The following is a 23,197-nucleotide window of genomic DNA, read 5'->3' as shown; positions in this document are numbered from 1 at the left end:
TCATCACGCCTCAGTACTGACGCGTGTAGCCCAATTGAAGGCCTGGATCAGACAACGGCAATACACCTCGGCATCAAGACCGGCCGCATCCAGATCCACGTGGCGCAGCGGAATGCGGCCATCTTCGGAGCGCTCGACCACGTCCAGCAGCTTGCCCAGCCGACCGCTGCGATGCACCAGCGCATTGACGATATCCACCGGCAGCTTGAGCGGCTCGATGATGTCATTGAGCGGCATGCCCAGCAGGATGTCCAGCAGCGAGAACATGCCGGTGATGAAGGCCCGATCCAGTTCTTCCTGGGTGCAGGTGACCTTCTGTGCCATCGCCTCCATCATCGCCGCACGGGCTGCCGCGCGCGGCAGCAGCGGATTGGCCGACTCGTCGCCGGGGAAGCGCGCATACAGCAGCAATTGCAGCCAGCGCTGCAGCTGGCGACGGCCCAGCAGGTTGATGGCCTGGGTGAAATTGGTGATATGCGCCGAGAAGCCGAAGGCGGCCGAGCTGACCAGCTTGAAAAGCTGATAGGACAAGGCCGGATCCTGCTTCAACAGGGATTCCAGTTCATTGGCGTCGGCATCGCGCGCCACCAGCTCAAGCAGCTTGAGCAGGCGCGCACGGGAAATGGAATTCTTTTGCGACAGGCGGCTGTCGGGATGCAGGGCGTAGTCGCCCGAGAACCAGCGAAAACCTTCCACCCGGCAGGCATCGAACTGAATCGCATCGCCCACGTTCTCGGCCAGATGCGGACCGCGCAGGCGTTGCAGCCATTGACCCGTTTCAGGCAGGTGGCCGACACCGGCGTCCAGCGCCATCGATTCGACGAAGGGGAAGACACTGGCCCCCTGTGCCGGCAAGCCATCAGCGATGATGGCAAAACCCCGGCTGTAGAGCCAGTCCAGGGCATCGATCTTGCCGGGATCGACGCAATGTTCAACCGGCACGCGCAATGCGAGCTGACCTTGCGGAATCTCGTGCTGGAATTCCGGCGCGAAGACGGCCGGATCACGCACCGGGATGATGCAGCTCAGGCCGCCCAGTGCGTCATGCAGGTCAAATTCATTGAACAGGCGAGACAGCAAGGCATTGTCGTCTTCCACCGCAGGTGAAATGTGCAGCGACAACGCGGTCCAGACGTGATGAACGTCCGCAACGGGCTGCAAAAACACGAGTGGAAATGGAACGCTTTTATCCTGAACAGCCATATTTTTATCGTGGCGCGCCGCATCGATTTGCTGAGACGCTCTGCAATGTTAAAAGAATATTAACAAGTTTCCCAGCAGAATACTTAATTAAAATTAAATTTTTTCTAAATATACCTGATAAAAGCCACCTTGCAACATGGCTTTACTCTGACAAGAAAATTTCCTGCAAATCATTCAGAAAACGACGTCCGAGATCGCTTGGCCGGATCAAAGCGTGATCGCGATACAACATGCCTTTCTGCTCGGCCAGGTCGAGCGCTTTCCCGATCTGGTTCAAGCTCATGCCGGTACGCTCGGCAAAGAGATTCGGTGAGAATCCTTCGGTCAGGCGCAAGGCATTGAGCATGAATTCGAAGCCCAGGGCATCACGGCCGATTTCGGCTTCCTCCTGAATGTGCGTACCGGCCCGGGCATGGTCCAGATAGGCCTGGGGATGCTTGTACCGCATCTGGCGCACGATGCGATGCGGGAAGGATAGCTTGGAATGCGCCCCCGCACCGATGCCGAGGTAGTCGCCGAATTGCCAGTAATTCAGATTGTGCCGGGCGCGGCGCTTGGGCTGGGCGTAGGCCGAGACTTCATAGTTGGCGTAGCCGGCAGCATTGGTCAGCTCGGCGATCATGTCCTGCATGTCGGCGCTGGTGTCGTCATCCGGCACCGGCGGCGGATACTTGGCAAAGAGCGTGTTGGGCTCCAGCGTCAGGTGGTACAGCGACAGATGCGGCGGTGCAAAGCCGATGGCCGTGGCGATGTCGGTGCGGGCCTCTTCCAGCGTCTGCTGCGGCAGCGCGTACATCAGGTCGAGGTTGAAATTGTCGAAGTTGGCGTGCGCGATCTCCACCGCCTTGCGCGCCTGATCGCCATCATGGATGCGCCCCAGGGCATGCAGATGCCGGCTGTTGAAGCTCTGGATGCCAATGGAGAGGCGGTTGACGCCGCTGTCCCGATAGGAGCGGAACTTGTCAGCCTCGAAGGTCCCCGGATTGGCTTCCATGGTGATCTCGATGTCGTTATCGAAGGGCAGCAAGGTGCGCAGATCGGACAGCAGGCGGTCCAGGCCGGCCGCCGACAGCAGGCTGGGGGTGCCACCACCGATGAAGATGGTGTGGATCTTGCGTCCCCAGATCAGCGGCAGTGACTGCTCCAGATCACTGCGCAGCGCATCCAGATAAGCCTCTTCCGGGAAACTGCCCTTCACTTCATGGGAATTGAAGTCGCAATAAGGGCACTTGCGCACGCACCAGGGGAAATGCACGTAAAGCGACAAAGGCGGCAAGGCCGTCAGCTGCAGGCTGCCCGGCTTCAAAAAGGCCAGCGCGGCCTGGGCCGGGCCGCTGGCCGCGCGGCTGGCCGGGATATCATCGGCCGGTACCGGCTTGATCGGGATCATGCCAGCTTCCCGACCAGGGCACGCAGGGCTTGCCCACGATGGGAGACGGCATTTTTCTCGGCCGCCGTGAGTTCGGCAGCGGTCTTGCCCAACGCAGGCAGCAGGAAGTACGGGTCATAGCCAAAACCGCCCTGCCCGCGCGGCTGATCGATGATCTCGCCCTTCCAGAGGCCATCGGCGATGACCGGCTGCGGATCGTCGGCATGACGCACATAGACCAGCACACAATAGTAATAGGCGGACTTGTCGGCATGCGCTGCCAGCTCGGCGATGAGCCTGGCGTTGTTGTTGGCGTCCGACTTGGGCTCGCCGGCATAGCGGGCGGAGTATACGCCCGGCGCACCGCCCAGGGCATTGACGCAGACCCCGGAATCATCGGCCAGCGCCGGCAGGCCGGTCAGACGGGCGGCATGGCGGGCCTTGGCCAGCGCGTTCTCGACGAAGGTGCCGAAGGGCTCCTCCGCCTCGGGTACGTCGAACTCGCCCTGGGGGCGGACGTCCAGTCCGATCTCGCCCAGGAGACTGGCGAATTCCTTCAGTTTGCCGGCGTTGTTGGACGCCATCACGATCTTTTGCTTGGGCTGCATGTCTGGTCCTGATCTCTACGGAGCGCGCGGGATGGGCATCTTCGCCACCGCGTCTCCAATGAAAAACGCCATGTCGGTGTGGCACATGGCGTTTTTGTTCATATCGCTTCTCAACCGCATTGTACGGCGATTTGCGCCGGGACGTGGCCGAGGCTTACAGGCCCAGGGCCTGCTTCTGCAAGCCGTTGAGCGTGGTGATGCCCTGCTGGGCCAGGTCCAGCAGGCTGTTCAAGGTGGCGCGATCGAACGCCGCACCTTCGGCGGTGCCCTGCACTTCGACGAAGTGGCCGCCATCGGTCATGACCACGTTCATGTCGGTATCACAATCCGAGTCTTCCAGGTAGTCCAGATCCAGCACCGGCACGCCCTGGTAGACGCCCACCGAGATCGCCGCCACGAATTGCTTGACCGGAATGGTCTCGATCAGGCCGCGCGACTTGAGCACGTTGAAAGCGTCATAGGCGGCCACCATGGCACCGGTGATGGCGGCGGTGCGGGTACCGCCATCGGCTTGCAGCACGTCACAGTCCAGTTGCAGGGTGCGCTCGCCAAAAGCTTCCAGGTCGAAGGCGGCGCGCAGGGCGCGGCCGATCAGGCGCTGGATTTCCTGGGTGCGACCGGACTGCTTGCCCTTGGCGGCTTCGCGGTCCATGCGGGTATGGGTGGAGCGCGGCAGCATGCCGTACTCGGCGGTCAGCCAGCCTTGTCCCTTGCCCTTGAGGAAGCCGGGGACCTTTTCCTCGATGGAGGCGGTGCACAGCACGCGCGTATCACCGAACTCCACCAGCACCGAGCCTTCGGCGTGCTTGGTGTACTGGCGGGTCAGGCGCACGTCGCGCAATTGCGAAACGCTGCGGCCGCTGGGGCGGTGGGAAGTGGTCATGGTGTTCCTTGTCTTGGTCTGAGCGTGGCTGGTCCGGGGGCGGGCCGGCCCACGGGCGCACAATGCGGCTTGTCGGGGGCCAATCGCCGCCAAAAACCGGCCGATTGATGTTTTTGATAGCGCGGCGCCGCCAAACTTCATTAAAATGCGGGCTCCGACCGGGTGGCACCCGGGCAGGCCGCAAGCAGCGCCGGAACATTCAAGTCCGGCATTGTAAAGGAACACGATGCCTGCCGTCGCGGCATCGGTCATCGAACATAGTCCCTGCCCCTCGCCCACCCCACCCGCAACACGATCCGCCGGCGCGCCCTGGCTGCGCCGTCCGCCCGCTTTATGGAGTCCCGACCTTGACCATCTACAGCATGACCGGCTATGCCGTCACCACCCGTGAAACCACTGCCGGCACGGTCACCCTGGAAATGAAGAGCGTCAATTCGCGCTTCCTCGACCTGCAATTCCGCATCAACGATGACCTGCGCGCAGTCGAACCCATGCTGCGCGAAGCCATCATGGGCCGCCTGGTGCGTGGCAAGGTGGAATGCCGTCTGTCTTTCGGCCGCAAGGTCGCCAGTGGCAACAGCCAGGCCCTGAACCACACCTTGATAGGCCAGCTGGCCAGCCTGCAAGACCAGCTGCGCGCCCAGTTCCCCGATGCCGCGCCGCTGTCGATCAATGAGCTGCTGCGCTGGCCCGGCGTGATGGAAGAGGCCGAAATCAGCCAGGACGCCCTGCAAGCCGACATCCTGTCCACCATGCAGCAGACGCTGGACGCCTTCGTCGAATCGCGCGCCCGTGAAGGTGCTGCCCTGCAAGCCGTGATACTGGCGCGGGTGGATGCGATGGAAGCCATCGTGGCCCGCATCACCCCGCTGGTGCCGCAGCTGGTAGAGCAATTCCAGCAGAAGGCTACCGAACGCATGACCGAAGCCCTGGGTCTGGCCCTGCAGACCCAGAACGGCGCCGCCCCGGTGGCCACCCGTGAAGAGTCGCTGGAACGCATCCGCCAGGAAGTTACCCTCTACGGCATCCGCATCGACATCGCCGAAGAGCTGGCGCGTCTGTCGGCCCACCTGGCCGAAACCCGCCACATCCTCAACAAGGGCGGCCAGGTCGGCAAACGACTGGACTTCATGATGCAGGAACTGAACCGCGAGGCCAATACCGTCGGCTCCAAGGCCGCCGTCAAGGAGCTGGCCGATGCCTCCATGGAACTGAAGCTGCTCATCGACCAGATGCGCGAGCAGGTGCAGAATCTGGAATGACGCTGCCACGGCCCCATTCCGCCCCGACCTTGATCAGTTAAAAGACATTTTCAGCGAGGACCCCATGCCCGTCCAAAAACCCACTTCCGGTAGCCTCTTCATGGTGGTCGCCCCATCCGGCGCCGGCAAATCCACCCTGGTCAACGCCCTGCTCAAGCAGGAACCGGCCATCAAGCTGTCGATCTCCTACACCACCCGCCCGCCGCGCCCGGGCGAGGAACATGGTCGTGAATATTATTTCACTGATGCCGAAGATTTCCTGAAGCGTCAAGCAGAAGGCGAATTCCTCGAATGGGCCGAGGTGCACGGCAATTACTATGGCACTTCGCGCCTGATGATTGCCGACCAGATCGCCAACGGTACCGATGTGCTGCTGGAAATCGACTGGCAGGGTGCGCAGCAGGTCAAGAAACAGTTTTCCAATGCGATCGGCATCTTCATCCTGCCGCCTTCCATTGCGGCACTGGAAGAGCGCCTCAAGAAGCGCGGCCAGGATGAACCCCACGTCATCACGCGCCGCATCCTGGCCGCGGGCGGCGAAATCGCTCACTCGCCGGAGTTCGAATATGTTATTATCAATCAAGAATTTGCCGTCGCTTTGTCCGAACTGACGGCAATTGTCCAGGCCGCCCGCTGCCGCTTCCCGCAGCAAGCCGCCCGCAATGCCTACCTCTTCACCCAGCTGGGCATCCACGCGAGCTGAGCGGCACGAGGCGAACCAGCCACCGGCGCCGGACCCATCAATCCACAAGCAAGACCGTCATTCAGGAGTATCACATGGCCCGCATTACCATCGAAGATTGCCTCAAGCAGATCCCCAACCGTTTCCAGTTGACCCTGTCGGCCACCTACCGCGCCCGCCAGCTGCTGCAAGGCCACACCCCCAAGGTGGAAGCCAAGGACAAGCCGACCGTGACCGCCCTGCGCGAAATCGCCGCCGGCAAGGTCGGCATCGAGATGCTCAAGAAGGTTCCGGCCTGATCCTGCTCCGTCCATGAAGCTGATAACGGACCAGTATGAGCCTCACCACTACCGACTCCACCTTATCAGCCGCTGCTAGCTCCAAACGTGCCGCCGGTTCCGGCCGCACCGCATCTCTCCCTGAAGTCGCCCCGACCGCCCACAGCGGCGTGGCGACTTTTGCGCATCTGATCCCCAAGCTTGAAGAGTACCTGACCCCTTCCGAACTGAAGAAGGTCAAGGAAGCCTATCGCTTCGCCGACGAGATGCACCTGGGCCAGATGCGCAAGTCCGGCGAGCCCTATATCTCGCATCCGCTGGCGGTGGCCGAGATCTGCGCCGAATGGAAGCTGGACGCCCAGGCCATGATGGCGGCCTTCCTGCACGACGTCATGGAAGACCAGGGCGTCAAGAAGGAAGAGCTGATCGAACGCTTCGGCGCCTCGGTCGCTTCGCTGGTGGATGGCCTGTCCAAGCTGGACAAGATCGAATTCCAGAGCCAGGTCGAAGCGCAGGCGGAGAACTTCCGCAAGATGCTCCTGGCCATGGCGCGCGACGTACGGGTGATCCTGGTCAAGCTGGCCGACCGCCTGCACAACATGCGCACGCTGGGCTCCATGCCGCCCGAGAAGAAGCGCCGTATCTCGCGCGAGACCATGGAAGTCTACGTGCCCATCGCGCACCGCCTGGGCCTGAACAACATCTATCGCGAGTTGCAGGAGCTGTCCTTCTCGCACCTGTATCCGCTGCGCCATCGCACCCTGTCCAAGGCAGTCAAGGCCGCGCGCGGCAACCGCCGCGAAGTGGTGACCAAGATCATGGAATCGGTCACCAGCACCCTGATCGCCGCCGGCATCCCGGCCCAGGTCGATGGCCGTGAAAAGACCCTCTACGGCATCTACCGCAAGATGCGCAACAAGCACCTGAGCTTCTCGCAGGTGCTGGACGTCTACGGTTTCCGCGTGGTGGTGGACAGCTTCGCCAACTGCTACGTGGCGCTGGGTACCCTGCACTCGCTGTTCAAGCCCATGCCGGGCAAGTTCAAGGACTACATCGCCATTCCCAAGCTCAATGGCTACCAGTCGCTGCACACCACCCTGATCGGCCCCTACGGCACACCGGTCGAGTTCCAGATCCGCACCACCGACATGCACCGCGTGGCCGAGTCCGGCGTGGCCGCCCACTGGCTCTACAAGGACGACGAGGGCAGCCTCACCGACCTGCAGCAGCGCACCCATGCCTGGCTGCAGTCGCTCTTGGACATCCAGAAGCAGACCGGCGATTCGGCCGAGTTCCTGGAGCATGTCAAGGTCGACCTGTTCCCCGATTCGGTCTACGTCTTCACGCCCAAATCGAAGATCATCGCCCTGCCCCGTGGCGCCACGGCGCTCGATTTCGCCTACAGCATCCACACCGACATCGGCGACCAGACCACCTCGGCCATCATCAACCACGAACCGGCCGCGCTGCGCTCGGAGCTGCACAACGGCGACATCGTCGAGATCATCACCTCGCCGACCTCGCGCCCCAGCCCCAACTGGCTGGGCTATGTACGCACCGGCAAGGCGCGTTCGGCCATCCGCCACCGCCTGCGCACGGCCAATCGCGTCGAGTCACAAGCCGTCGGACGCCGCTTGTTGGGCAACGCTCTTCATACGCTGGGCATTGAACCTGAACTTCCTTCCCATATCGTCGAGCGTCTGCTCAACGAATCCAGCGCCAAGACCATGGATGACCTGTATGCCGAGATCGGCATCGGCACCCGCATGGCGCCGCTGGTGGCGCGCCACATCATGACCATGATGGATACCGGCGCGAGCGTGCCGCAGCTCGATCCGGAAGGTCACATGCTGCCCAACAAGCCCGATCCGGTGGTCATCACCGGCAGCGAGGGAGCCTCGGCGCAACTGTCCTCCTGCTGCATGCCGATCCCGGGTGATCGCCTGACCGGCTACCTCAAGCCGGACCAGACCCTGATCGTACATACCCAGGAATGCGACACCGCCAAGCGCCTGCACGAGAAGGAACCCGACCGCTGGATCGATCTGGTCTGGGGCCACGACCTGAACCGTCGCTTCGATTGCCGCATCACCATCCTGATCCACAACGAGCGCGGTACGCTGGCGCGCATTGCCGCCGAAATCGGCGAATCGGACGCCAACATCGTGTCGGTGGCCATGGATGACGAAGGGGGCAATGCCTCGATGAAGTATCTGCGCTTCACCATCCAGGTTGAGGATCGCGTCCATCTGGCGCGCCTCATGCGCGGCATCCGCAAGATTGACAGCGTGGCGCGTATCCTGCGCGAACGCGGCTGAGCCGTCTTGCCTGCCCGCCATGACAAACGCCCGCTGACTGCGGGCGTTTGTCATTGAGCCGGGCCAGGCGGTCGTTCAGGCCACCGCCTTGACTGGCACCGAAATGCCCTTGCCCTCGTCTTCCAGAATTTTCTGGCAAGCCTGCGCACCTTTGTCGGCGATGCCGCGCTCGAGCTTGTCGGCGAAGAATTCGATGAGTGCGCTCACCGCGCTGGGCAACTGGCGCCGGTGCACGTACACCGCATAAAAGCCCATGGTGTCGCGCTGGTAATCCGGCAGGATGTTGACCAGGCTGCCGCTGCGCAGATCTTCGGAGGCCAGCATGGTCGGCAGCAGCGCAATCCCCAGGCCGGAGCGCGCGGCCCGCAATTGCCCCTGTGCCGTATTGATGCACAGGCGCGGCACCACCCGCACGCTTTCCGGACCGTGCGGCCCTTCCAGCTTCCACACCGTATGCTGCGGGGCCTGCGAGGTCGCCAGGCAGGCATGTCCGACCAGATCGGCCAGGGTCTGCGGCGTGCCCCTGCATTCCAGATAACGCGGGCTGGCAATCAGGGCCATGTGACTTTGCACCAGCTTCCTCGCCACCAGGCTGGAATCAGGCAGGACACCGCCGCGAAAGGCCAGGTCGATACCCTCGGCAATCAGATCGGCACGACCATCGTTGAGCACGAACTCCAACTGCACCTTGGGATACAGATACATGAACTCGTGCATCCACTCGATGGAAAAATTGTCGAAGAAATCCACCGGCGCCGCCACCCGCAGGCTGCCGGAGGGCTCGCCCTGGCTTTCGGTCAGGCTGACGCTGGCGTGTTCGATGTCTTCCAGACCCGGCGCGCAGCGCGCGAAGAATTCGCGTCCCGCCGCGGTCATGTTGAGCTGGCGCGTGGAACGTTGCAGCAGCCGCACGCCCATGGCCGCCTCCAGCGCCTGCAAGCGGCGACTGATGGTATTGGGCGGCATGGACAGCTTGCGCCCGGCCGCTGCAAAGCTGCCGGCGCGCACCACATGGACGAACAGCCAGATGTCGTTGAGGTCTAGCATGGCGATAGTCGATTCCCACCAAAAATGGATCAGTGAAATGCGATTCTCGCATCTATTGGAAGAAATGAAAACTGGGTATCGTTGACCCCAATGCAAACGCCCTCATTGGAGGCGTTGCCCACCGAACAACGAAAGGACATACCATGAGCACTCTCCTGCACATCGACTCCAGCGCTCGCAGCGGCGGTTCCATCTCCCGTCAACTGACCGCTTCCTTCGCCCAGCAATGGCAAGCCAAGAACCCCGGCGGCAAGGTGGTGCACCGTGACCTGGCGGCCAATGCCCTGCCGCACCTGAGCGAATCGCTGCTGGGTGCCTATTTCACCCCGGCTGACGCTCGCAGCGCCGAGCAGGCAGAAGTGATCAAGCAGTCCGACGCCCTGGTAGACGAGTTGCTGGCCGCCGACACCATCGTCATCGGCGTACCGATGTACAACTTCGCCCCGCCGTCGACCCTGAAGGCCTGGATCGATCACGTCTTCCGCGCCGGCCGTACCTTCAAGTACACCGAGACCGGCCCGGTCGGCCTGGCCACCGGCAAGAAGGCCGTCATCATCCTCTCGCGCGGCGGCAAGTATTCCGAAGGCCCGATGGAAGCGCTGGACTTCCAGGGCAAGTACCTCAAGGGCGCGCTGGGATTCATCGGCATCACCGATGTGGAACTGGTGGTCGCAGAAGGCGTATCCATGGGTGAAGAAGCCGCCAAGGCCGCCGTGGCCGATGCGCAAGCCAAGATCAACGCTGCGGTCTGATCCTCGCCTGAACAATTCCCTGCAACGGGGCGCGCCGCCAACGCGGTGCGCCCCGTTGGCTTTGGAGCGTCTTCAATGGTTGCCCAGGTCCTTGTGCATGCGCCGCAAGCCCAGCCAGACGCAGGCCGCCACCACCGGCACCACCAGGCCCGTGGCCAGGTCGGGATTGATGGGCAGCCCCGCCGCCTTGGCCGCCTTGCCGGCATAACCCAGCAGGCCGATCACGTAATACGAGATTGCCGCCACCGACAGGCCCTCCACCGCCTGCTGCAGCTTCAGTTGCTGGGCGGCCCGGGCATTCATGGATTCGAGGATCTGGCGGTTCTGGCGCTCCTGCACGATGCCAATGCGGGTACGCAGCAGGTCGTTGGTATGGGCGATGCGCTCGGCCAGTGCTTCCTGGCGACGGGCGATGGCCTGGCAGGTGTTCATGGCCGGGGCGAGGCGACGCTCCATGAATTCGCCGATGGTGGGCACCCCTTCGATGCGCTGCTCGCGCAATTCCTCGATACGCGCCTGCACCAGACGGAAATAGGCCTGCGAGGCCGAGAAGCGATAGCTGTTTTCCAGCGACAGCTTTTCGATCCGCGCAGCCAGCCCGGTGATCCTGCGCAGGATGCGCTCATCTTCGGCCATCTCCTCGGGCGTGCCGCTGGTGGATTGCTCGGACTGCACCATGGCGGCCGTCAGGGCGGCCAGATCACCTTCGATCTCGTTGAGCAAGGGACCGGACTGCTGGGCATGCGGCAAGCCCAGGAGCGCCATCATGCGGTAGGTCTCGATCTCCAGGATGCGTTGTGCCAGACGTCCCCCCTGCAGTTCACGCAGGCCGATGTCACGCACCACGAAACGCGAGAAACCATCCGACTGGATCTGGAAATCGGTCCATATCTCGCCACCCTGCAAGACCTTGCTGGAACTCATCAGCTTGCCCTCGAAGATGCGCTGCATCTGGCGCGCGGTCGCAGCGGTATCATCGGCGCCCGGCTCGACCACCACGTGGGCGGCCACCATCAGCTTTCCCTTGAGCCCCAGCAACCAATGCTGCGGAATATGCGCCAGCGGCGCGCGGGCGAAGGCCTCATCGGTGCCCAGGTCTTCTTCATGGGCCTGGGCGAAGGTATAGGTGGCGAACTCGGTGTGACATTCCCACTTCAGGCGAAACCGCCCGAAATCGTGATAGAAGTGCTTGGCCTCGCCACCCGGCGCCACCACGCCGAAATGCGCGCACAGCTCGTCCAGCAGGGCATGCTGGGCACTGGCGTGACGGCCGCTGTTACCGTCCTCGCGCACGTAGACGGCCAGGTGCGTGAGGGTTTCCGAGCGCGTGAGCTGCAGAAAGGGGCGCGAATGCACCTCGGCGGCCAGGACGACGCGCTGCGGGTGATTCAGGCTGGCAAAGACGATGGACATGAAGGTTCTCGTGGAGGATTGAAATGGGGTGTCCCCGGCGCCGGGAGCATCGCCGACGGCAGCGGCCTGCCCCATGCAGCGGGCACCGACGCTACTGCGGCGCCGGGTAGGATACTTCCAGGATGCTCAGTTGCTCCACGCCGGACGGGGTCTGCAAGACCACCTCGTCGCCCTCGCGCGCCTTGGTCAGTGCCCGCGCCACCGGCGAGATCCAGCTGATGCGCCCCTTCAGGGGATCGAGTTCATCGATGCCGACGATGGTCACGGTGTGCTCTTCGCCGCGCTGATTTTCGTAGGTCACGGTGGCACCGAAGAAGATCTGGTCGCTGCCGTGATGCACCGAAGGATCGACCACCTCGGCATTGTCCAGCCGCTTGGTGAGAAAGCGGATGCGACGGTCGATCTCGCGCAGCCGCTTCTTGCCGTAGAGGTAGTCGCCGTTTTCGGAACGGTCGCCATTGGAGGCAGCCCAGGACACCACACGTACCACTTCCGGCCGCTCTTCATCGATCAGGTGCAGCAGTTCATCCTTGATGCGCTGATGCCCCTGCGGGGTCATGTAATTCTTGCTGCCGGGCGGAATGGCCGGCAAGGCGATCTCGTCATCGTCGTCGGCACCGTCGGATTCTTTTACAAAAGCCTTGTTCATGCTGGAGTGGAGTTGGTATGCAGGTTTGCGCTTATTGTAGCCGCATGCGGGGGCGTGCAACGGTACAGTTGCGTCCATTAATGCGCGTGGCACTGTGTCAGGCTCGCCCTTTGCGGCGCACTCGGCGATAATCTGCACTCGCGCCTGCGCATGCTCTCCATGCCAGGTCCTCCAACTCGCCTGCTTGCGCCCATGTCTTCCATCGCTCCCCGCTATCGCATCGGTCTCATTGCCAACCGCGCCCATCAGGACGCTTCCGATTCCGCCCTGGTCCAGTTGCTGACCGGCTCGCGCCATCGCATCGAAAGCCTGCAACCTGAACTGATCGTGGTCGGCCGTACGCTCGATGCCATCGGCCAGATGAATCTGCTGCCCGGCTACGAACACCTGGTACGCTTTCCCTATGGTCGTCATGGCGGCCTGATGAAGCTGGTCTCGCGCACCGTCGATCCCGATCCGGAGCGCACCCTCGATGCCGTGATCTACCTGATCGACCCGGTCGATCCCTCCTCCACCTTCCCGGAAGCGGTGGCCCTGAAGCGCCAGTGCGTGATCCACGGCAAGCCCTTCCTCTCGACCCTGGCGGGCGCCCAGGAATGGTTCGAGCTGGAAGCCCTGGCCAACGGTGCGGCACCGGACAGTTTCCTGGATGATCGTTTCCATCTGCAAGACGAAGGGATTGCCCTCATCGCCCACGACGCCATGAAGACGCGCATGTTGGAACTGGCCGAAAAGCACTTCGAGGTGCTCGACCAGTTCGCCTTCCGCTGCGCCACCGGCACCACCGGCGGCCTGCTCAACCAGCTGGCCATGAAGAAGAAGGGCGAAGCGGGCCGCCACTGGGTCAAGCCCTTCCTCTCCGGGCCCCTTGGGGGCGATGCCCAGATCGCCGAACTGATCCTCGAACGTCAGTGCCGCCGCGTGCTGTTCCTCGAAGACCCGCACGTAGCCCGCCAGCACGAAGCCGATATCCAACTGCTGGAACGCGCCGCCCGCACCGTCACCGGCTACGCCTCCTGCATGAGCGACGTGAAATGGGGGGACCGCTGGCTCTCGCTCATCAAGGCGCGCGCCGTCTGATTGCCGGATGACTGACGCCACTGCGCCGCCGCGTCGGCCCTCCCGCTGGCGCCGACGCCTGCTGGCCCCCTTGATCTACACGGCGGCCCTGCTGCTGATGCTGGAAGAATGGCTATGGGAGGCTACCGAGGCCGTACTGGCGCGTATCCCCGACTGGCCCTGGCTGGTCCGCCTGCAGCGCTGGGTGGAACGGCGCTCACCCTATGCGGCACTGGCGGTCTTCCTGGCGCCGACCTTGCTGCTGCTGCCGGTGAAGATCCTGGCACTGCTGTCGATCACGCACGGCCACCCAACCCTGGGCCTGATCATCGTGCTGGCCGCCAAGGTGCTGGGCACCGCCCTGGTGGCGCGCATCTATGCACTGACAAAGCGCAGCCTGCTGTCACTGGCATGGTTCCAGCGCTATCACGACCGACTGCTCGCGCTCAAAGCCAGGCTCACGGCGCAATTGCAAGCCACGGCGCTGTGGCAGCGGGTGCAGCGCCTGCTGCGGGCGGTGAAGAGCTCCATCGCCACCCTCAGACACACACTGGCGGCCCGCATGACCACCGCGCCTACAGCGCCGTCAGCCCGGCTGTTGCGGCTGCTGCGCCGGCTGGTGGCCCGCATGCGTAGCAAATAGATTCAGATTTCTGATCGCAGATATGAAGCGGGCTGCAAAAATGCAGCCCGGATTTTCATGGCGATACGGGTTCGCCCTGGGGAGCGGCGGGCTCAGTCATCGTCATCATCGTCATCGATGTAGCCTTCTGGCGGGGGCGACATCTGCATGGTGGCATGCTGGCCGATATTGTTGTTGGCGATACTGTTGCCCCACTCAAAGGCCTGTTTTTCGGCGGCAAAGAAATCGTCCGCCGACAGTTGCAGCTCTTCCAGCAGGCGCTGCATCTCGGCCTGGTCGGGGGCGCGCAGCTCGGTGCACTCCACCAGGCGCAGCACGGTGCCATAGAAGCCGGTGCGCCGCAGCAGCGCTTCGCGGATCTCGGTGCTGACGGTAATCTGGCGCAGCACGGTTTCCATGCTCATGCCGAAGAGTGCATCGACCAGCGACATGATGCCGACCGTGAAGGCCATCTCCGACATCTTGCGACGACCCGGGCGAATCCTGGCGGTGATCAGTTCCAGCATCTTGCCGCGCGTGGCCGCCAGGATCATCAGCGGCGACATGGCATGGGAGCGATCCTTGTCGGTATTGGCAAACAGCAGGATCTGCAGCCAGCGCTTGAGCTGGCGGCGACCCAGTACGATGAGCGCCTGTCCCAGCGAATCGATGAACTTCTGGAAACCGTAGACGGGCGTGTTGACCAGCCGTAGCAGCGTGAGTGACAAGGCCACGTCGCGCTTGATGTAACGCACGATCTCGGCGTTGTCGACATTGCGCACCAGGAGGGTCAAGAGGTGCATGATGATCATCTTCGAGGCTTCCAGCTTCTTGCCCTGGAGGATCATCGGCTTGGCGAAGTAATATCCCTGGAAGTAGTCGAAACCGAAGGTCATGCAGTCATTGAACACTTGCAGGCTCTCGACCTTCTCGGCCAGCAGTTCCTTCTGCGCCCGCTTGAAGTGCACCGACAGCTTGAGCAGCTTGCTGGGATCGACCTCCATGACATCGATCTTGATGATCTTCACCAGCGGCAGCAGCTCTTCGATCTCCTGCGATTCGGCCACCACGTCGTCCAGCGCAAAGACGTAACCGGCCGCCACCAGTTCACGCACCCGCATCACCAGCTCGGGCGTCACGCGTACTGTCTCCAGGATCTCCAGCACCACCTTGTCGGCCGGCAGGAAATAGATGAAGTCGCTCATCAGCACAGCTGCATCGACATTGATGAAGCCGTGCAGATTGCCGATCACGTTGGACAGCCCCAGCTCGGACGCATGGGCAATCACGGCTGCGGTGGCCGTGACGTCATCCTTCACATTGGCCGGACCGAAGGCGGCACTGCGAAACAGCAGTTCGTAGCCGATCAGGTCTTGCTCACGGCTCAGGATGGGCTGGCGCGCCAGGAAGAAATCCAAGGCCTGGTGTGCGGGAAGGGGCGATGCGGTTGGGTCGGCGGACTGGTCTGACATGGTTGTTCTTCTACGGGCCCCTGGTGTTGCGATCTATCTTGACGTGCAGCAATCCGCTTATTGTATGCCGATTTGGCATGGTTTCAGCGACATTGCCGCCACTCCCGGTAAAAAAATCACGAATATTCACACACCAGACCTGCATGGCTCAGTTTTCGCCCGATTCGAGCAGATACTCTGCGCTGTCGTCCACGCCCAGCACCTCGATCAGGTAGGGCATGACTTCCTTCAACTGCGCCTCCAGGGTCCAGGGCGGGTTGAGGATGAACATGCCGCTGTTGTGCAGGCCGAAGCCATCCGGCGCCGGGCCATGGATGGCCAGGGTGACATTGAGCCAGCTTTTGGCGCCCAGGCGCTTGAGACGCTCGGGCAACTGACGTGATTCATTGCGTTGCAGGACCGGGTACCACACCGCGTAGGTGCCGGTGGGGAAGCGGGTGAGCGCATCGGCCAGTACCTGGGCCACATGGGTGTAGTCACGCTTGTCTTCATAGGGCGGGTCGATGAGTACCAGGCCACGCCGCGACGGAGGCGGCAACAGCGCCTTGAGCCCCTGGAAACCGTCTCCCCGATTCACCATCACCCGCTTGCCGCGCGCGGACGGACGCTGGCCCTGGGCGGCGGCGTGGGCTTCGAGCTTGCGGAAGTTGTCTTCCAGCACCTTCACTTCGCTGGGGTGCATTTCGAACAGGCGCAGGCGATCCTGCTCGCGCATGGTCTTCTCGGCGCAGTAGGGCGAACCGGGGTAGTAACGCATCTTGCCGCTGGGATTGAGCGACCTGACCAGATCGACATATTCCTTCACCACCGCCGGCAGGTCCTTGCGGTCCCACAGCTTGGCGATGCCAGTTTCATATTCGGCGTTCTTGCTGGCGTAATCTCCATCGAGCGCGTAGACGCCCGCGCCGGCATGGGTGTCGATGACCATGTAGGCAGTGTCTTTCTGCCCGAGATAGCGCATCAACTGGATGATCACCATATGCTTCAGGACATCGGCATGGTTGCCGGCGTGAAAAGCGTGGCGATAACTCAGCATGGAAAATTCACTTCTAGGATGGGGGTTGAAATCGGATGACGCACGGATGCGAATGCAGTTTGCGCCAAGACCACCGATGAGGCGGAAACGTTTCGCATTTTATCAAGGATAAGTGAGCAGTTGTCGGACTACTCTGTCATTGTTACAAACAACGCCTGCCGCAGCGCTCTGCCCTGCACCGGTGCGGGTCGCTGCGGATGCGCGCCGACATCCTCAGTTGCCGGCGCGATCAAGGCGGAAATAGGCATCCAGCAGCGAGGTCTTGAAGACCACGCCCAGCAGGCGCGGATCGTCGGCGCTGGCGATCACCGGCAGGCGCTCGCCCTGGTGATCGAGGAACAACTGCAGCGCTTCGCCCAGGGACATGTCGGGCGTGACCTCATGCAGGAAATGCGGCCGCAGGAAATCGCGCGCCACGCGGCCTGTCGCTTCCTTCTTGTCCAGCAGCCAGGAGGTGATGTCCTGCAAGGCCACCACACCCTGGTAGCGCTCTTGCGCATCGACGATATAGACATACTTGACCGGATACTTCAGGAACAGCGCGCTGAGCTCTTGCAGACTGGCCGTCTCGGGCAGTACCGTCTCCGCCGGCCGGATCAGCTCGCTCATCTGGGTGCCGCGCAGGCGCAGTCGCTCCTCGTTGTCATGGTGGCGCTTGAGGGTGATCTCGTACATCGAGCGACCATCGACGCTGCGCGCCACCACATAGGCCACCACGCAGGACAGCATGAGCGGCAGCACGACCTGATAGCTCAGGGTCATCTCGAAGATCATCAGGATGGCCATCAGCGGCGCATAGGACGCCGCCGCCAGGAAGGCTCCCATGCCCACCATGGCATAGGCGAAGGGCTGCGACATGTGGAAGGGCAGCAAGGCCTGCGCGGCATCGCCGAACAGGTAGCCCACCGCCGCACCGACGAAGAGCGTGGGCGTAAAGATACCGCCGACCGCCCCCGATCCGACCGTGATGGCCGTGGCCAGCACCTTGACCACCAGCACCACCAGCACTGCCTGCCATAGCCAGGTGGTATGCAGCAGCGAATTGACCAGGCTGTAGCCATTGCCCCAGACCTCCGGCACCTCAACGGAGATCAGTCCCACCAGCAAGCCACCCACGCCCAGTCGCACCGGCAGCGGCAGCCTGAACCTGGCGAAGCCCTGCTTGCCCAGTTCGAGCACGCGCAGGAACTGCGGCGCCAGAATCCCGGCCAGCACGCCCAGTACCAGAAACAGCAGCACTTCCCAGCCGCCGATCTCGGGGAAATACGGCATCTGGTAGCTGGCGCGGTAGCCGGGCAGTTCGCGCATGGTGATGTTGGCCACCACCGAGGCCACCACGACAGGGCCGAAGCTTTCCATCACCAGCGAACCGAGCACAATCTCCGTAATGAAGAAAGCGCCCGCGATGGGCGCGTTATAGGCCGAGGTAATGCCCGCTGCGGCCCCGCAGGCCACCAGCAGGCGCAGGCGAGATGAAGGAAAATGCGAAAACTTGCCCATCAGCGATGCACACAGTGCCGACAGTTGCACCATGGGACCTTCGCGACCGATGGAGCCCCCAGAGGCAATCGAGGCCAGCGAGGAAATGCTGCGCAAGAGCGTATTGCGCACGGGGATGGCGCCATCACCGATGGCCACCGCTTCCATGTAGTCGCCGCCATTGCCGGCCGGCGTGCGCTTGGCCCAGACCAGGAACAAGCCGGCGACGACCCCGCCACAGGCCGGCAGCAGCAGGCGCACCGGCCAGGACAAGCCCTTGGCGATATCGACAAAGCTGCCATCGTGACCGGTGAGCCAGATCTGCAGCAGCGCAATACATTCCCGGAAGGCAATCGTGGCCAGTGCACCGACGAAGCCGGCCAGCGCGCCCCACAGCAGCATGGAATGGTTTTCGGACACGCGGCAGGCATTCAAGACGCGCAGCCGGGACTTGATCCAGAGTTCACGCATCGTGACCGTCACCCTCTTCATCGCGCGCTGCATGGCCGGCGTCGTCAGGGGCGCGCATGAGCCCCTGCAGATGCGCGAGATCGGCGGCGATGCTGGCCGCCGCTTTCTTCTGCATGCGGCGATAACGCGCCAGCACTTCCTGCCCCAGCTCGGTCACCGCCGCCCCGCCCCCGCGTGCGCCCCCGGTGGCGGTGGCCACCAGCGCACTGGCAAAACAGCGGTTCATCTCCTCCACCAGCAGCCAGGCACGCCGATAGGACATCTGCATCTTGCGCGCCGCCGCGGAAATCGAACCGGTCTGCGCGATCGCCTGCAGCAGGTCGGCCTTCCCCGGGCCGAAGGCAATGGTCTGCCCCTGCATCACGCGCACTCTTAGGGTCTTGGAATCATTCATGCGCGTGATTGTACTAGCGGGCAGACAAAGCGGCGAGGCAGCTGCACGCAATTGACGTTCGTTATATCCTTGCGTATATTTCGCCGACTTGACTTGCTTCGTTTTTTTGTCTTTTTCTTCAGTTGTCACGACCAAGGACTGCACCATGTTGAAAACCGCCCGCCTCAAGGCCGCCCTGGGCGCCGTCTGCGCCGCCACGCTGCTGCTGGCTACTACCAGCGCGCACGCCACCGACCTGGTGGTGTCGGCGGCAGCCAGCCTGACCAATGCCTTCAAGGAACTGGCACAGAGCTTCGAACAGCAGCATCCCGGCGTGAAGGTCATTACCAACTTCGGCGCCTCCGACATCCTCATGCAGCAGATCGTGCGCGGCGCTCCGGCTGACGTCTTCGCCTCGGCCGACCAGACCGCCATGGACAAGGCCGTTGCAGCAAAGGCTGTGGACCCGGCCACGCGCAAGACCTTTGCCGCCAACCAGATCGTGCTCATCGTCCCGCACGACGCCAGGGAGCAACCGGCCACGCTGGCCGACCTGACCGGCACGGCCTACCAGCGCATTGCCCTGGGCAATCCGGCCTCCGTCCCCTTCGGCCGCTACACCAAGGCAGCGCTGGAGCAGGCCGGACTGTGGACGCAAGTACAGGCCAAGGGTGTACTGGCCGAAAACGTGCGCACCAGCCTGGACTACGTGGCGCGTGGCGAGGTCGATGCCGGCTTCGTCTTTGCCACCGATGCGGCCATCATGCCCGACAAGGTCAAGGTCGCCCTGCGCATCCCGTCCACCACCCCGGCCACCTACCCCATCGCCGTGACCTCTGGTAGCCGGCAACAGGCGCTGGCGGCGCAGTTCGTGGCCCATGTGCTGTCGGCCAACGGACAGGCGGTGCTGATGCGCTACGGTTTCCAGAAACCCTGAAGCCCCGACGCGGCGCGCCTGATGCACCCGGTCTGGATACCCCTGCTGCTCTCGCTGAAGGTCGCGGGACTGGCCACCCTGCTCAACCTGGTGCTGGGCGTGGCGGCGGCCTTCGGCCTCTCACGCTGGCGTTCGCCGCTGCGCGACTTCATCGATTCGGTATTGACCCTGCCGCTGGTGCTGCCGCCGACCGTACTGGGCTATTACCTGCTGGTGCTGTTCGGCCGCCGTGGCGCGCTGGGCGCCTGGCTGGAGCAATGGGGCATCGAGCTGGTCTTCACCTGGCAGGGGGCGGTGCTGGCCTCCACCGTCGTGGCCTTTCCGCTGGTACTCAAGGCGGCGCGGGCGGCCTTCGAGAGCGTGGATCACCAACTGGAGGATGCCGCCCGCGTACTGGGCGTGTCCGAAGCGGGCGTGTTTTTCCGCGTCAGCCTGCCGCTGGCTGCGCGCGGCATCACGGCTGGCGTACTGCTGGCCTTCGCGCGCGCGCTGGGCGAGTTCGGTGCCACGCTGATGGTGGCCGGTAACCTGCCGGGACGCACGCAAACCCTGTCGGTCGCCATCTACGAAGCCGTGCAGGCCGGTGACGACGGCACGGCCACCTTCCTGGTCGTGGTGACCTCGCTCACCTGCATCGTGCTGTTGATGGTGGCCGGGCGCCTGATGCCGGACCGCGCGCGGCTGCCGCTCCGTTAAGATTCTTCCTCTTTTCTCCTGTTACCTGAACGATCACGTGAGCGTCGACCTCCACCTCCAGAAGCAACTGCGCGCCGCCGACCGTGTCTTTTCGCTCGATATCACCCTCGCCTCGGACAGTCAGCGTATCGTGCTCTACGGTCCCTCGGGCTCGGGCAAGAGCCTCACGCTCAAGGCCATCGCCGGGCTCATGCGGCCTGACAGCGGCCACATCCGAGTGCAGGGACGCTCGCTCTTCGACAGAGCGCAAGGCATCGATGTACCGGTGCAGGAGCGCAACGTCGCCTATCTGTTCCAGGATTACGCCCTCTTCCCGCATCTGACGGTGGCGCAGAACATCGCCTTCGGCCTGGCGCGCGGCAGTTTCAACCTGCTCCACCCGGCGCAACATCCCAAGGTGCGCCAGTGGCTGCAGGCGTTTGAACTGGAAGCCATCGCCCACAGCCGCCCGGCCCAGATCTCCGGCGGCCAGCGCCAGCGGGTGGCGCTGGCGCGGGCACTGGTGGCCGAACCCGACATGCTGCTGCTGGACGAGCCCTTCTCGGCCCTGGATCTGTCGCTGCGCCAGCGCATGCGCAGCGAGCTGGCCGAGCTGCAAACCCGGCTGCAGGTGCCGATGCTGCTGATCACGCACGATCCGGCCGATGTACAAGCACTGGGGCAGACCGTCTTCGAACTGCGCGACGGTCGCCTGCATCACGGCTGATCGCCCAACAGGGACGAAAAAAAGCCGCACTCTTGTGGAGTACGGCATCAAGTTCGGGGATCGCCCCACCGGCCCGCGCAAGGATGCGGGCCGGTTTTCCTCACACACATTCACTCAGGACTCGGAACTGTCTCGCTTCAGGCCGCCTTCTTGGCCTTGTCATCGAAGAATTGTTCATCTTCGGTCGAACCGTGCAGCGCCGTGGTCGACGACTGGCCTTGCTGGATGGCCTGGGTCACGGCATCGAAGTAGCCGGTGCCGACTTCGCGCTGGTGCTTCACCGCGGTAAAGCCCTTGGAGGCGGCAGCGAATTCGGCTTCCTGCAGTTCCACGAAGGCCGACATCTGGTTGCGGGCATAGCCATGGGCCAGATTGAACATAGAGTAGTTCAGCGCATGGAAACCGGCCAGCGTGATGAACTGGAACTTGTAGCCCATGGCGCCCAGCTCGCGCTGGAACTTGGCGATGGTGGCATCGTCCAGGTTCTTCTTCCAGTTGAAGGACGGCGAGCAGTTGTAGGCCAGCAGCTTGCCCGGGAACTTGGCATGGATGGCTTCAGCGAAGGTCTTGGCGAAAGCCAGGTCGGGCTTGCCGGTTTCACACCAGACCATGTCCGCATACTCGGCATAAGCCAGGCCACGCGAGATCGCCTGATCAATGCCCGGATGGGTCTTGAAGAAGCCTTCCACGGTGCGCTCGCCCGACAGGAAGGGCTTGTCATTGGCATCCACGTCGGAAGTCAGCAGGTCCGCGGCCTCGGCATCGGTACGGGCGATCACCAAGGTCTTGGTGCCCATGACGTCAGCGGCCAGACGGGCAGCGTTGAGCTTCTCACAGGCTTCGCGGGTCGGCACCAGCACCTTGCCCCCCATGTGGCCGCACTTCTTGACCGAGGCCAGCTGGTCTTCGAAGTGCACGCCGGCGGCACCGGCTTCGATCATCGACTTCATCAGTTCGAAGGCATTCAACACGCCGCCGAAACCGGCTTCGGCATCGGCCACGATGGGCGCGAAGAAGTCGATGTCGTCACGGCCTTCGGACCACTGGATCTGGTCGGCGCGGGCGAAGGTGTTGTTGATGCGCTTGACCACCATCGGCACCGAGTTGGCCGGGTACAGCGACTGGTCGGGATACATTTCACCGGCCAGGTTGGCGTCGCCGGCCACTTGCCAGCCAGACAGGTAGATCGCCTTCAGACCGGCCTTCACCTGCTGCATGGCCTGGTTGCCGGTCAGCGCGCCCAGGGCGTTGACGAAGGGTTCGTTGTGGACCAGGTTCCAGAGCTTGTCGGCACCGCGCTTGGCCAGGGTGTGCTCGATCTGCAGCGAGCCGCGCAGGCGGACCACGTCGGCAGCGCTGTAGTTGCGCTTGATGCCCTTCCAGCGCGGGTTCTCTGCCCAATCGCGTTCCAGGGCCTGGATTTGCTGTTCACGTGTGCTCATGTGGATCTCCTTGTTGGTCAATATGAAGTGGCTTGAAACCGGATGAAATCGTTGATTCCATGACTTCATAGTAGGCCTGGCGGCGCGGAGCAACAATGTCTTATATAAGATATCTGTAAAATTTTTATACCAATTAAATCAATGACTTGAACACTCTATTTTGCGATACGAAACGAAAATCCGGAGAATGAAAAAGAATTTTGATGCAGCGCACTCGAGCTTTTCACAATACGAAATGGCGATTTCGTATCGTAAAAAAGACGCCGATATGAAACCTCTTGCACGCGTATTGTTCATAGCAACGCGATCATTGATGATGCTTTTTACCGATCCGGGCCGCCAAGGCGGTACGAAATCAGCTTTTTTGTTCATCTTGCCGCTTGTTTAACTGTCTTTCTTCACCCGATGCACTCGGGTTGTCTAATTGGAAAAGAAGGCAG

At 62.7% G+C, this 23,197-nt stretch carries 23 protein-coding genes; 11 read left to right on the top strand and 12 right to left on the bottom strand.

The genetic code is table 11. From position 1 onward, the window contains the following. Positions 1-3: 3 nt before the first annotated feature. From HWE01_RS08700 to rph, 4 genes are all read right to left on the bottom strand, one after another. Complete coding sequence (locus HWE01_RS08700) at positions 4-1,203, bottom strand: EAL and HDOD domain-containing protein (RefSeq protein WP_034350257.1); 1,200 nt, start codon at positions 1,201-1,203, stop codon at positions 4-6. Positions 1,204-1,345: 142 nt separating this feature from the next. Then, on the bottom strand, positions 1,346-2,593 hold the full coding sequence (hemW, locus tag HWE01_RS08695) for a radical SAM family heme chaperone HemW (RefSeq protein ID WP_241821551.1): 1,248 nt from the start codon (positions 2,591-2,593) through the stop codon (positions 1,346-1,348). Further along, positions 2,590-3,180 carry an RdgB/HAM1 family non-canonical purine NTP pyrophosphatase gene (rdgB, locus tag HWE01_RS08690; RefSeq protein WP_008328307.1) on the bottom strand — a complete coding sequence of 197 codons (591 nt, stop codon included), beginning with the start codon at positions 3,178-3,180 and terminating at the stop codon, positions 2,590-2,592. The genes hemW and rdgB overlap by 4 nt, the downstream gene beginning before the upstream one ends. 154 nt (positions 3,181-3,334) lie before the next feature. Then, positions 3,335-4,063, bottom strand: a complete 729-nt coding sequence (gene rph / locus HWE01_RS08685; RefSeq protein WP_008328305.1) for a ribonuclease PH — start codon at positions 4,061-4,063, stop codon at positions 3,335-3,337. 347 nt (positions 4,064-4,410) lie between these two features. Here rph and HWE01_RS08680 point away from each other — a divergent pair, with 347 nt between their 5' ends. From HWE01_RS08680 to HWE01_RS08665, 4 genes are all read left to right on the top strand, one after another. Further along, positions 4,411-5,325, top strand: coding sequence for a YicC/YloC family endoribonuclease (locus HWE01_RS08680; RefSeq protein WP_241821550.1), 915 nt, complete (start codon positions 4,411-4,413; stop codon positions 5,323-5,325). Positions 5,326-5,389: 64 nt separating this feature from the next. Then, positions 5,390-6,028 carry a guanylate kinase gene (gene gmk, locus HWE01_RS08675; protein WP_008328301.1) on the top strand — a complete coding sequence of 213 codons (639 nt, stop codon included), beginning with the start codon at positions 5,390-5,392 and terminating at the stop codon, positions 6,026-6,028. A 74-nt stretch (positions 6,029-6,102) separates the two neighbouring features. Further along, the gene (gene rpoZ / locus HWE01_RS08670; RefSeq protein WP_008328299.1) at positions 6,103-6,306 is read left to right on the top strand and encodes a DNA-directed RNA polymerase subunit omega; all 204 of its coding nucleotides are present in this window, start codon (positions 6,103-6,105) and stop codon (positions 6,304-6,306) included. Between the two features lie 35 nt (positions 6,307-6,341). Then, on the top strand, positions 6,342-8,603 hold the full coding sequence (locus HWE01_RS08665) for a RelA/SpoT family protein (protein WP_241821549.1): 2,262 nt from the start codon (positions 6,342-6,344) through the stop codon (positions 8,601-8,603). Between the two features lie 75 nt (positions 8,604-8,678). Here HWE01_RS08665 and HWE01_RS08660 read toward each other — a convergent pair whose 3' ends face one another. Beyond that, a complete protein-coding gene (locus tag HWE01_RS08660) occupies positions 8,679-9,650 on the bottom strand; it encodes a LysR family transcriptional regulator (RefSeq protein WP_241821548.1) in 972 nt (323 codons plus the stop codon). Positions 9,651-9,793: 143 nt separating this feature from the next. Here HWE01_RS08660 and HWE01_RS08655 point away from each other — a divergent pair, with 143 nt between their 5' ends. Then, on the top strand, positions 9,794-10,402 hold the full coding sequence (locus HWE01_RS08655) for an FMN-dependent NADH-azoreductase (RefSeq protein ID WP_008328294.1): 609 nt from the start codon (positions 9,794-9,796) through the stop codon (positions 10,400-10,402). A gap of 72 nt (positions 10,403-10,474) precedes the next feature. Here the strand turns inward: HWE01_RS08655 and HWE01_RS08650 are convergent, their stop codons facing one another. Further along, positions 10,475-11,815 (bottom strand): DUF3422 family protein, encoded by a 1,341-nt coding sequence (locus HWE01_RS08650; protein ID WP_008328292.1) that lies wholly within the window; start codon positions 11,813-11,815, stop codon positions 10,475-10,477. A 91-nt stretch (positions 11,816-11,906) separates the two neighbouring features. Continuing rightward, a complete protein-coding gene (gene greB / locus HWE01_RS08645) occupies positions 11,907-12,464 on the bottom strand; it encodes a transcription elongation factor GreB (RefSeq protein WP_175342479.1) in 558 nt (185 codons plus the stop codon). Between the two features lie 192 nt (positions 12,465-12,656). On the opposite strand from greB, the gene HWE01_RS08640 reads away from it, so the two are divergent. Beyond that, the gene (locus HWE01_RS08640; protein ID WP_008328288.1) at positions 12,657-13,544 is read left to right on the top strand and encodes a methylglyoxal synthase; all 888 of its coding nucleotides are present in this window, start codon (positions 12,657-12,659) and stop codon (positions 13,542-13,544) included. 7 nt (positions 13,545-13,551) lie between these two features. Further along, positions 13,552-14,166, top strand: a complete 615-nt coding sequence (locus HWE01_RS08635) for a hypothetical protein (RefSeq protein ID WP_008328286.1) — start codon at positions 13,552-13,554, stop codon at positions 14,164-14,166. Positions 14,167-14,258: 92 nt separating this feature from the next. Here HWE01_RS08635 and HWE01_RS08630 read toward each other — a convergent pair whose 3' ends face one another. The 4 genes from HWE01_RS08630 to HWE01_RS08615 form a co-directional block, all read right to left on the bottom strand. Then, complete coding sequence (locus HWE01_RS08630) at positions 14,259-15,617, bottom strand: EAL and HDOD domain-containing protein (RefSeq protein ID WP_034350253.1); 1,359 nt, start codon at positions 15,615-15,617, stop codon at positions 14,259-14,261. 148 nt (positions 15,618-15,765) lie between these two features. Then, positions 15,766-16,653, bottom strand: a complete 888-nt coding sequence (locus tag HWE01_RS08625) for a 23S rRNA (adenine(2030)-N(6))-methyltransferase RlmJ (protein ID WP_241821547.1) — start codon at positions 16,651-16,653, stop codon at positions 15,766-15,768. Positions 16,654-16,866: 213 nt separating this feature from the next. Further along, positions 16,867-18,603 carry a ClcB-like voltage-gated chloride channel protein gene (locus HWE01_RS08620; RefSeq protein ID WP_008328280.1) on the bottom strand — a complete coding sequence of 579 codons (1,737 nt, stop codon included), beginning with the start codon at positions 18,601-18,603 and terminating at the stop codon, positions 16,867-16,869. Further along, a complete protein-coding gene (locus HWE01_RS08615) occupies positions 18,596-18,997 on the bottom strand; it encodes a winged helix-turn-helix domain-containing protein (protein WP_034350251.1) in 402 nt (133 codons plus the stop codon). Before HWE01_RS08615 ends, HWE01_RS08620 begins: the two co-directional genes overlap by 8 nt. Positions 18,998-19,142: 145 nt before the next feature. Here HWE01_RS08615 and modA point away from each other — a divergent pair, with 145 nt between their 5' ends. From modA to HWE01_RS08600, 3 genes are read left to right on the top strand one after another with little or no spacing between them, the layout of a single operon-like run. After that, positions 19,143-19,913: a molybdate ABC transporter substrate-binding protein gene (gene modA, locus HWE01_RS08610; RefSeq protein ID WP_241821546.1), complete on the top strand. Its 771-nt coding sequence runs from the start codon at positions 19,143-19,145 to the stop codon at positions 19,911-19,913. Positions 19,914-19,934: 21 nt separating this feature from the next. After that, positions 19,935-20,609 carry a molybdate ABC transporter permease subunit gene (gene modB / locus HWE01_RS08605; protein WP_008328274.1) on the top strand — a complete coding sequence of 225 codons (675 nt, stop codon included), beginning with the start codon at positions 19,935-19,937 and terminating at the stop codon, positions 20,607-20,609. 37 nt (positions 20,610-20,646) lie between these two features. Then, on the top strand, positions 20,647-21,315 hold the full coding sequence (locus HWE01_RS08600) for a sulfate/molybdate ABC transporter ATP-binding protein (protein ID WP_241821545.1): 669 nt from the start codon (positions 20,647-20,649) through the stop codon (positions 21,313-21,315). A 137-nt stretch (positions 21,316-21,452) separates the two neighbouring features. Here the strand turns inward: HWE01_RS08600 and aceA are convergent, their stop codons facing one another. Beyond that, positions 21,453-22,757 (bottom strand): isocitrate lyase, encoded by a 1,305-nt coding sequence (gene aceA / locus HWE01_RS08595; protein WP_034333643.1) that lies wholly within the window; start codon positions 22,755-22,757, stop codon positions 21,453-21,455. A 187-nt stretch (positions 22,758-22,944) separates the two neighbouring features. Here aceA and HWE01_RS08590 point away from each other — a divergent pair, with 187 nt between their 5' ends. Next, positions 22,945-23,145 carry a hypothetical protein gene (locus tag HWE01_RS08590; RefSeq protein ID WP_175342471.1) on the top strand — a complete coding sequence of 67 codons (201 nt, stop codon included), beginning with the start codon at positions 22,945-22,947 and terminating at the stop codon, positions 23,143-23,145. The last annotated feature ends 52 nt before the right edge of the window (positions 23,146-23,197 follow it).

Source organism: Herbaspirillum sp. C7C8 (genome assembly GCF_022627875.1).
GTDB lineage: Bacteria > Pseudomonadota > Gammaproteobacteria > Burkholderiales > Burkholderiaceae_D > Herbaspirillum.
This window is presented reverse-complemented; position numbering and strand designations above follow the sequence as displayed.

Bases quoted from the DNA above. Each gene is read 5' to 3' on its own strand.
- HWE01_RS08615 (WP_034350251.1), bottom strand. From the start codon at position 18,997: ATGAATGATTCCAAGACCCTAAGAGTGCGCGTGATGCAGGGGCAGACC.
- HWE01_RS08660 (WP_241821548.1), bottom strand. From the start codon at position 9,650: ATGCTAGACCTCAACGACATCTGGCTGTTCGTCCATGTGGTGCGCGCC.
- HWE01_RS08650 (WP_008328292.1), bottom strand. From the start codon at position 11,815: ATGTCCATCGTCTTTGCCAGCCTGAATCACCCGCAGCGCGTCGTCCTG.
- HWE01_RS08625 (WP_241821547.1), bottom strand. From the start codon at position 16,653: ATGCTGAGTTATCGCCACGCTTTTCACGCCGGCAACCATGCCGATGTC.
- aceA (WP_034333643.1), bottom strand. From the start codon at position 22,757: ATGAGCACACGTGAACAGCAAATCCAGGCCCTGGAACGCGATTGGGCA.
- HWE01_RS08590 (WP_175342471.1), top strand. From the start codon at position 22,945: ATGAAAAAGAATTTTGATGCAGCGCACTCGAGCTTTTCACAATACGAA.
- HWE01_RS08630 (WP_034350253.1), bottom strand. From the start codon at position 15,617: ATGTCAGACCAGTCCGCCGACCCAACCGCATCGCCCCTTCCCGCACAC.
- HWE01_RS08635 (WP_008328286.1), top strand. From the start codon at position 13,552: ATGACTGACGCCACTGCGCCGCCGCGTCGGCCCTCCCGCTGGCGCCGA.
- HWE01_RS08655 (WP_008328294.1), top strand. From the start codon at position 9,794: ATGAGCACTCTCCTGCACATCGACTCCAGCGCTCGCAGCGGCGGTTCC.
- rph (WP_008328305.1), bottom strand. From the start codon at position 4,063: ATGACCACTTCCCACCGCCCCAGCGGCCGCAGCGTTTCGCAATTGCGC.
- rdgB (WP_008328307.1), bottom strand. From the start codon at position 3,180: ATGCAGCCCAAGCAAAAGATCGTGATGGCGTCCAACAACGCCGGCAAA.
- greB (WP_175342479.1), bottom strand. From the start codon at position 12,464: ATGAACAAGGCTTTTGTAAAAGAATCCGACGGTGCCGACGACGATGAC.
- HWE01_RS08665 (WP_241821549.1), top strand. From the start codon at position 6,342: ATGAGCCTCACCACTACCGACTCCACCTTATCAGCCGCTGCTAGCTCC.
- HWE01_RS08640 (WP_008328288.1), top strand. From the start codon at position 12,657: ATGTCTTCCATCGCTCCCCGCTATCGCATCGGTCTCATTGCCAACCGC.
- HWE01_RS08700 (WP_034350257.1), bottom strand. From the start codon at position 1,203: ATGGCTGTTCAGGATAAAAGCGTTCCATTTCCACTCGTGTTTTTGCAG.
- rpoZ (WP_008328299.1), top strand. From the start codon at position 6,103: ATGGCCCGCATTACCATCGAAGATTGCCTCAAGCAGATCCCCAACCGT.
- hemW (WP_241821551.1), bottom strand. From the start codon at position 2,593: ATGATCCCGATCAAGCCGGTACCGGCCGATGATATCCCGGCCAGCCGC.
- modB (WP_008328274.1), top strand. From the start codon at position 19,935: ATGCACCCGGTCTGGATACCCCTGCTGCTCTCGCTGAAGGTCGCGGGA.
- gmk (WP_008328301.1), top strand. From the start codon at position 5,390: ATGCCCGTCCAAAAACCCACTTCCGGTAGCCTCTTCATGGTGGTCGCC.
- HWE01_RS08620 (WP_008328280.1), bottom strand. From the start codon at position 18,603: ATGCGTGAACTCTGGATCAAGTCCCGGCTGCGCGTCTTGAATGCCTGC.
- modA (WP_241821546.1), top strand. From the start codon at position 19,143: ATGTTGAAAACCGCCCGCCTCAAGGCCGCCCTGGGCGCCGTCTGCGCC.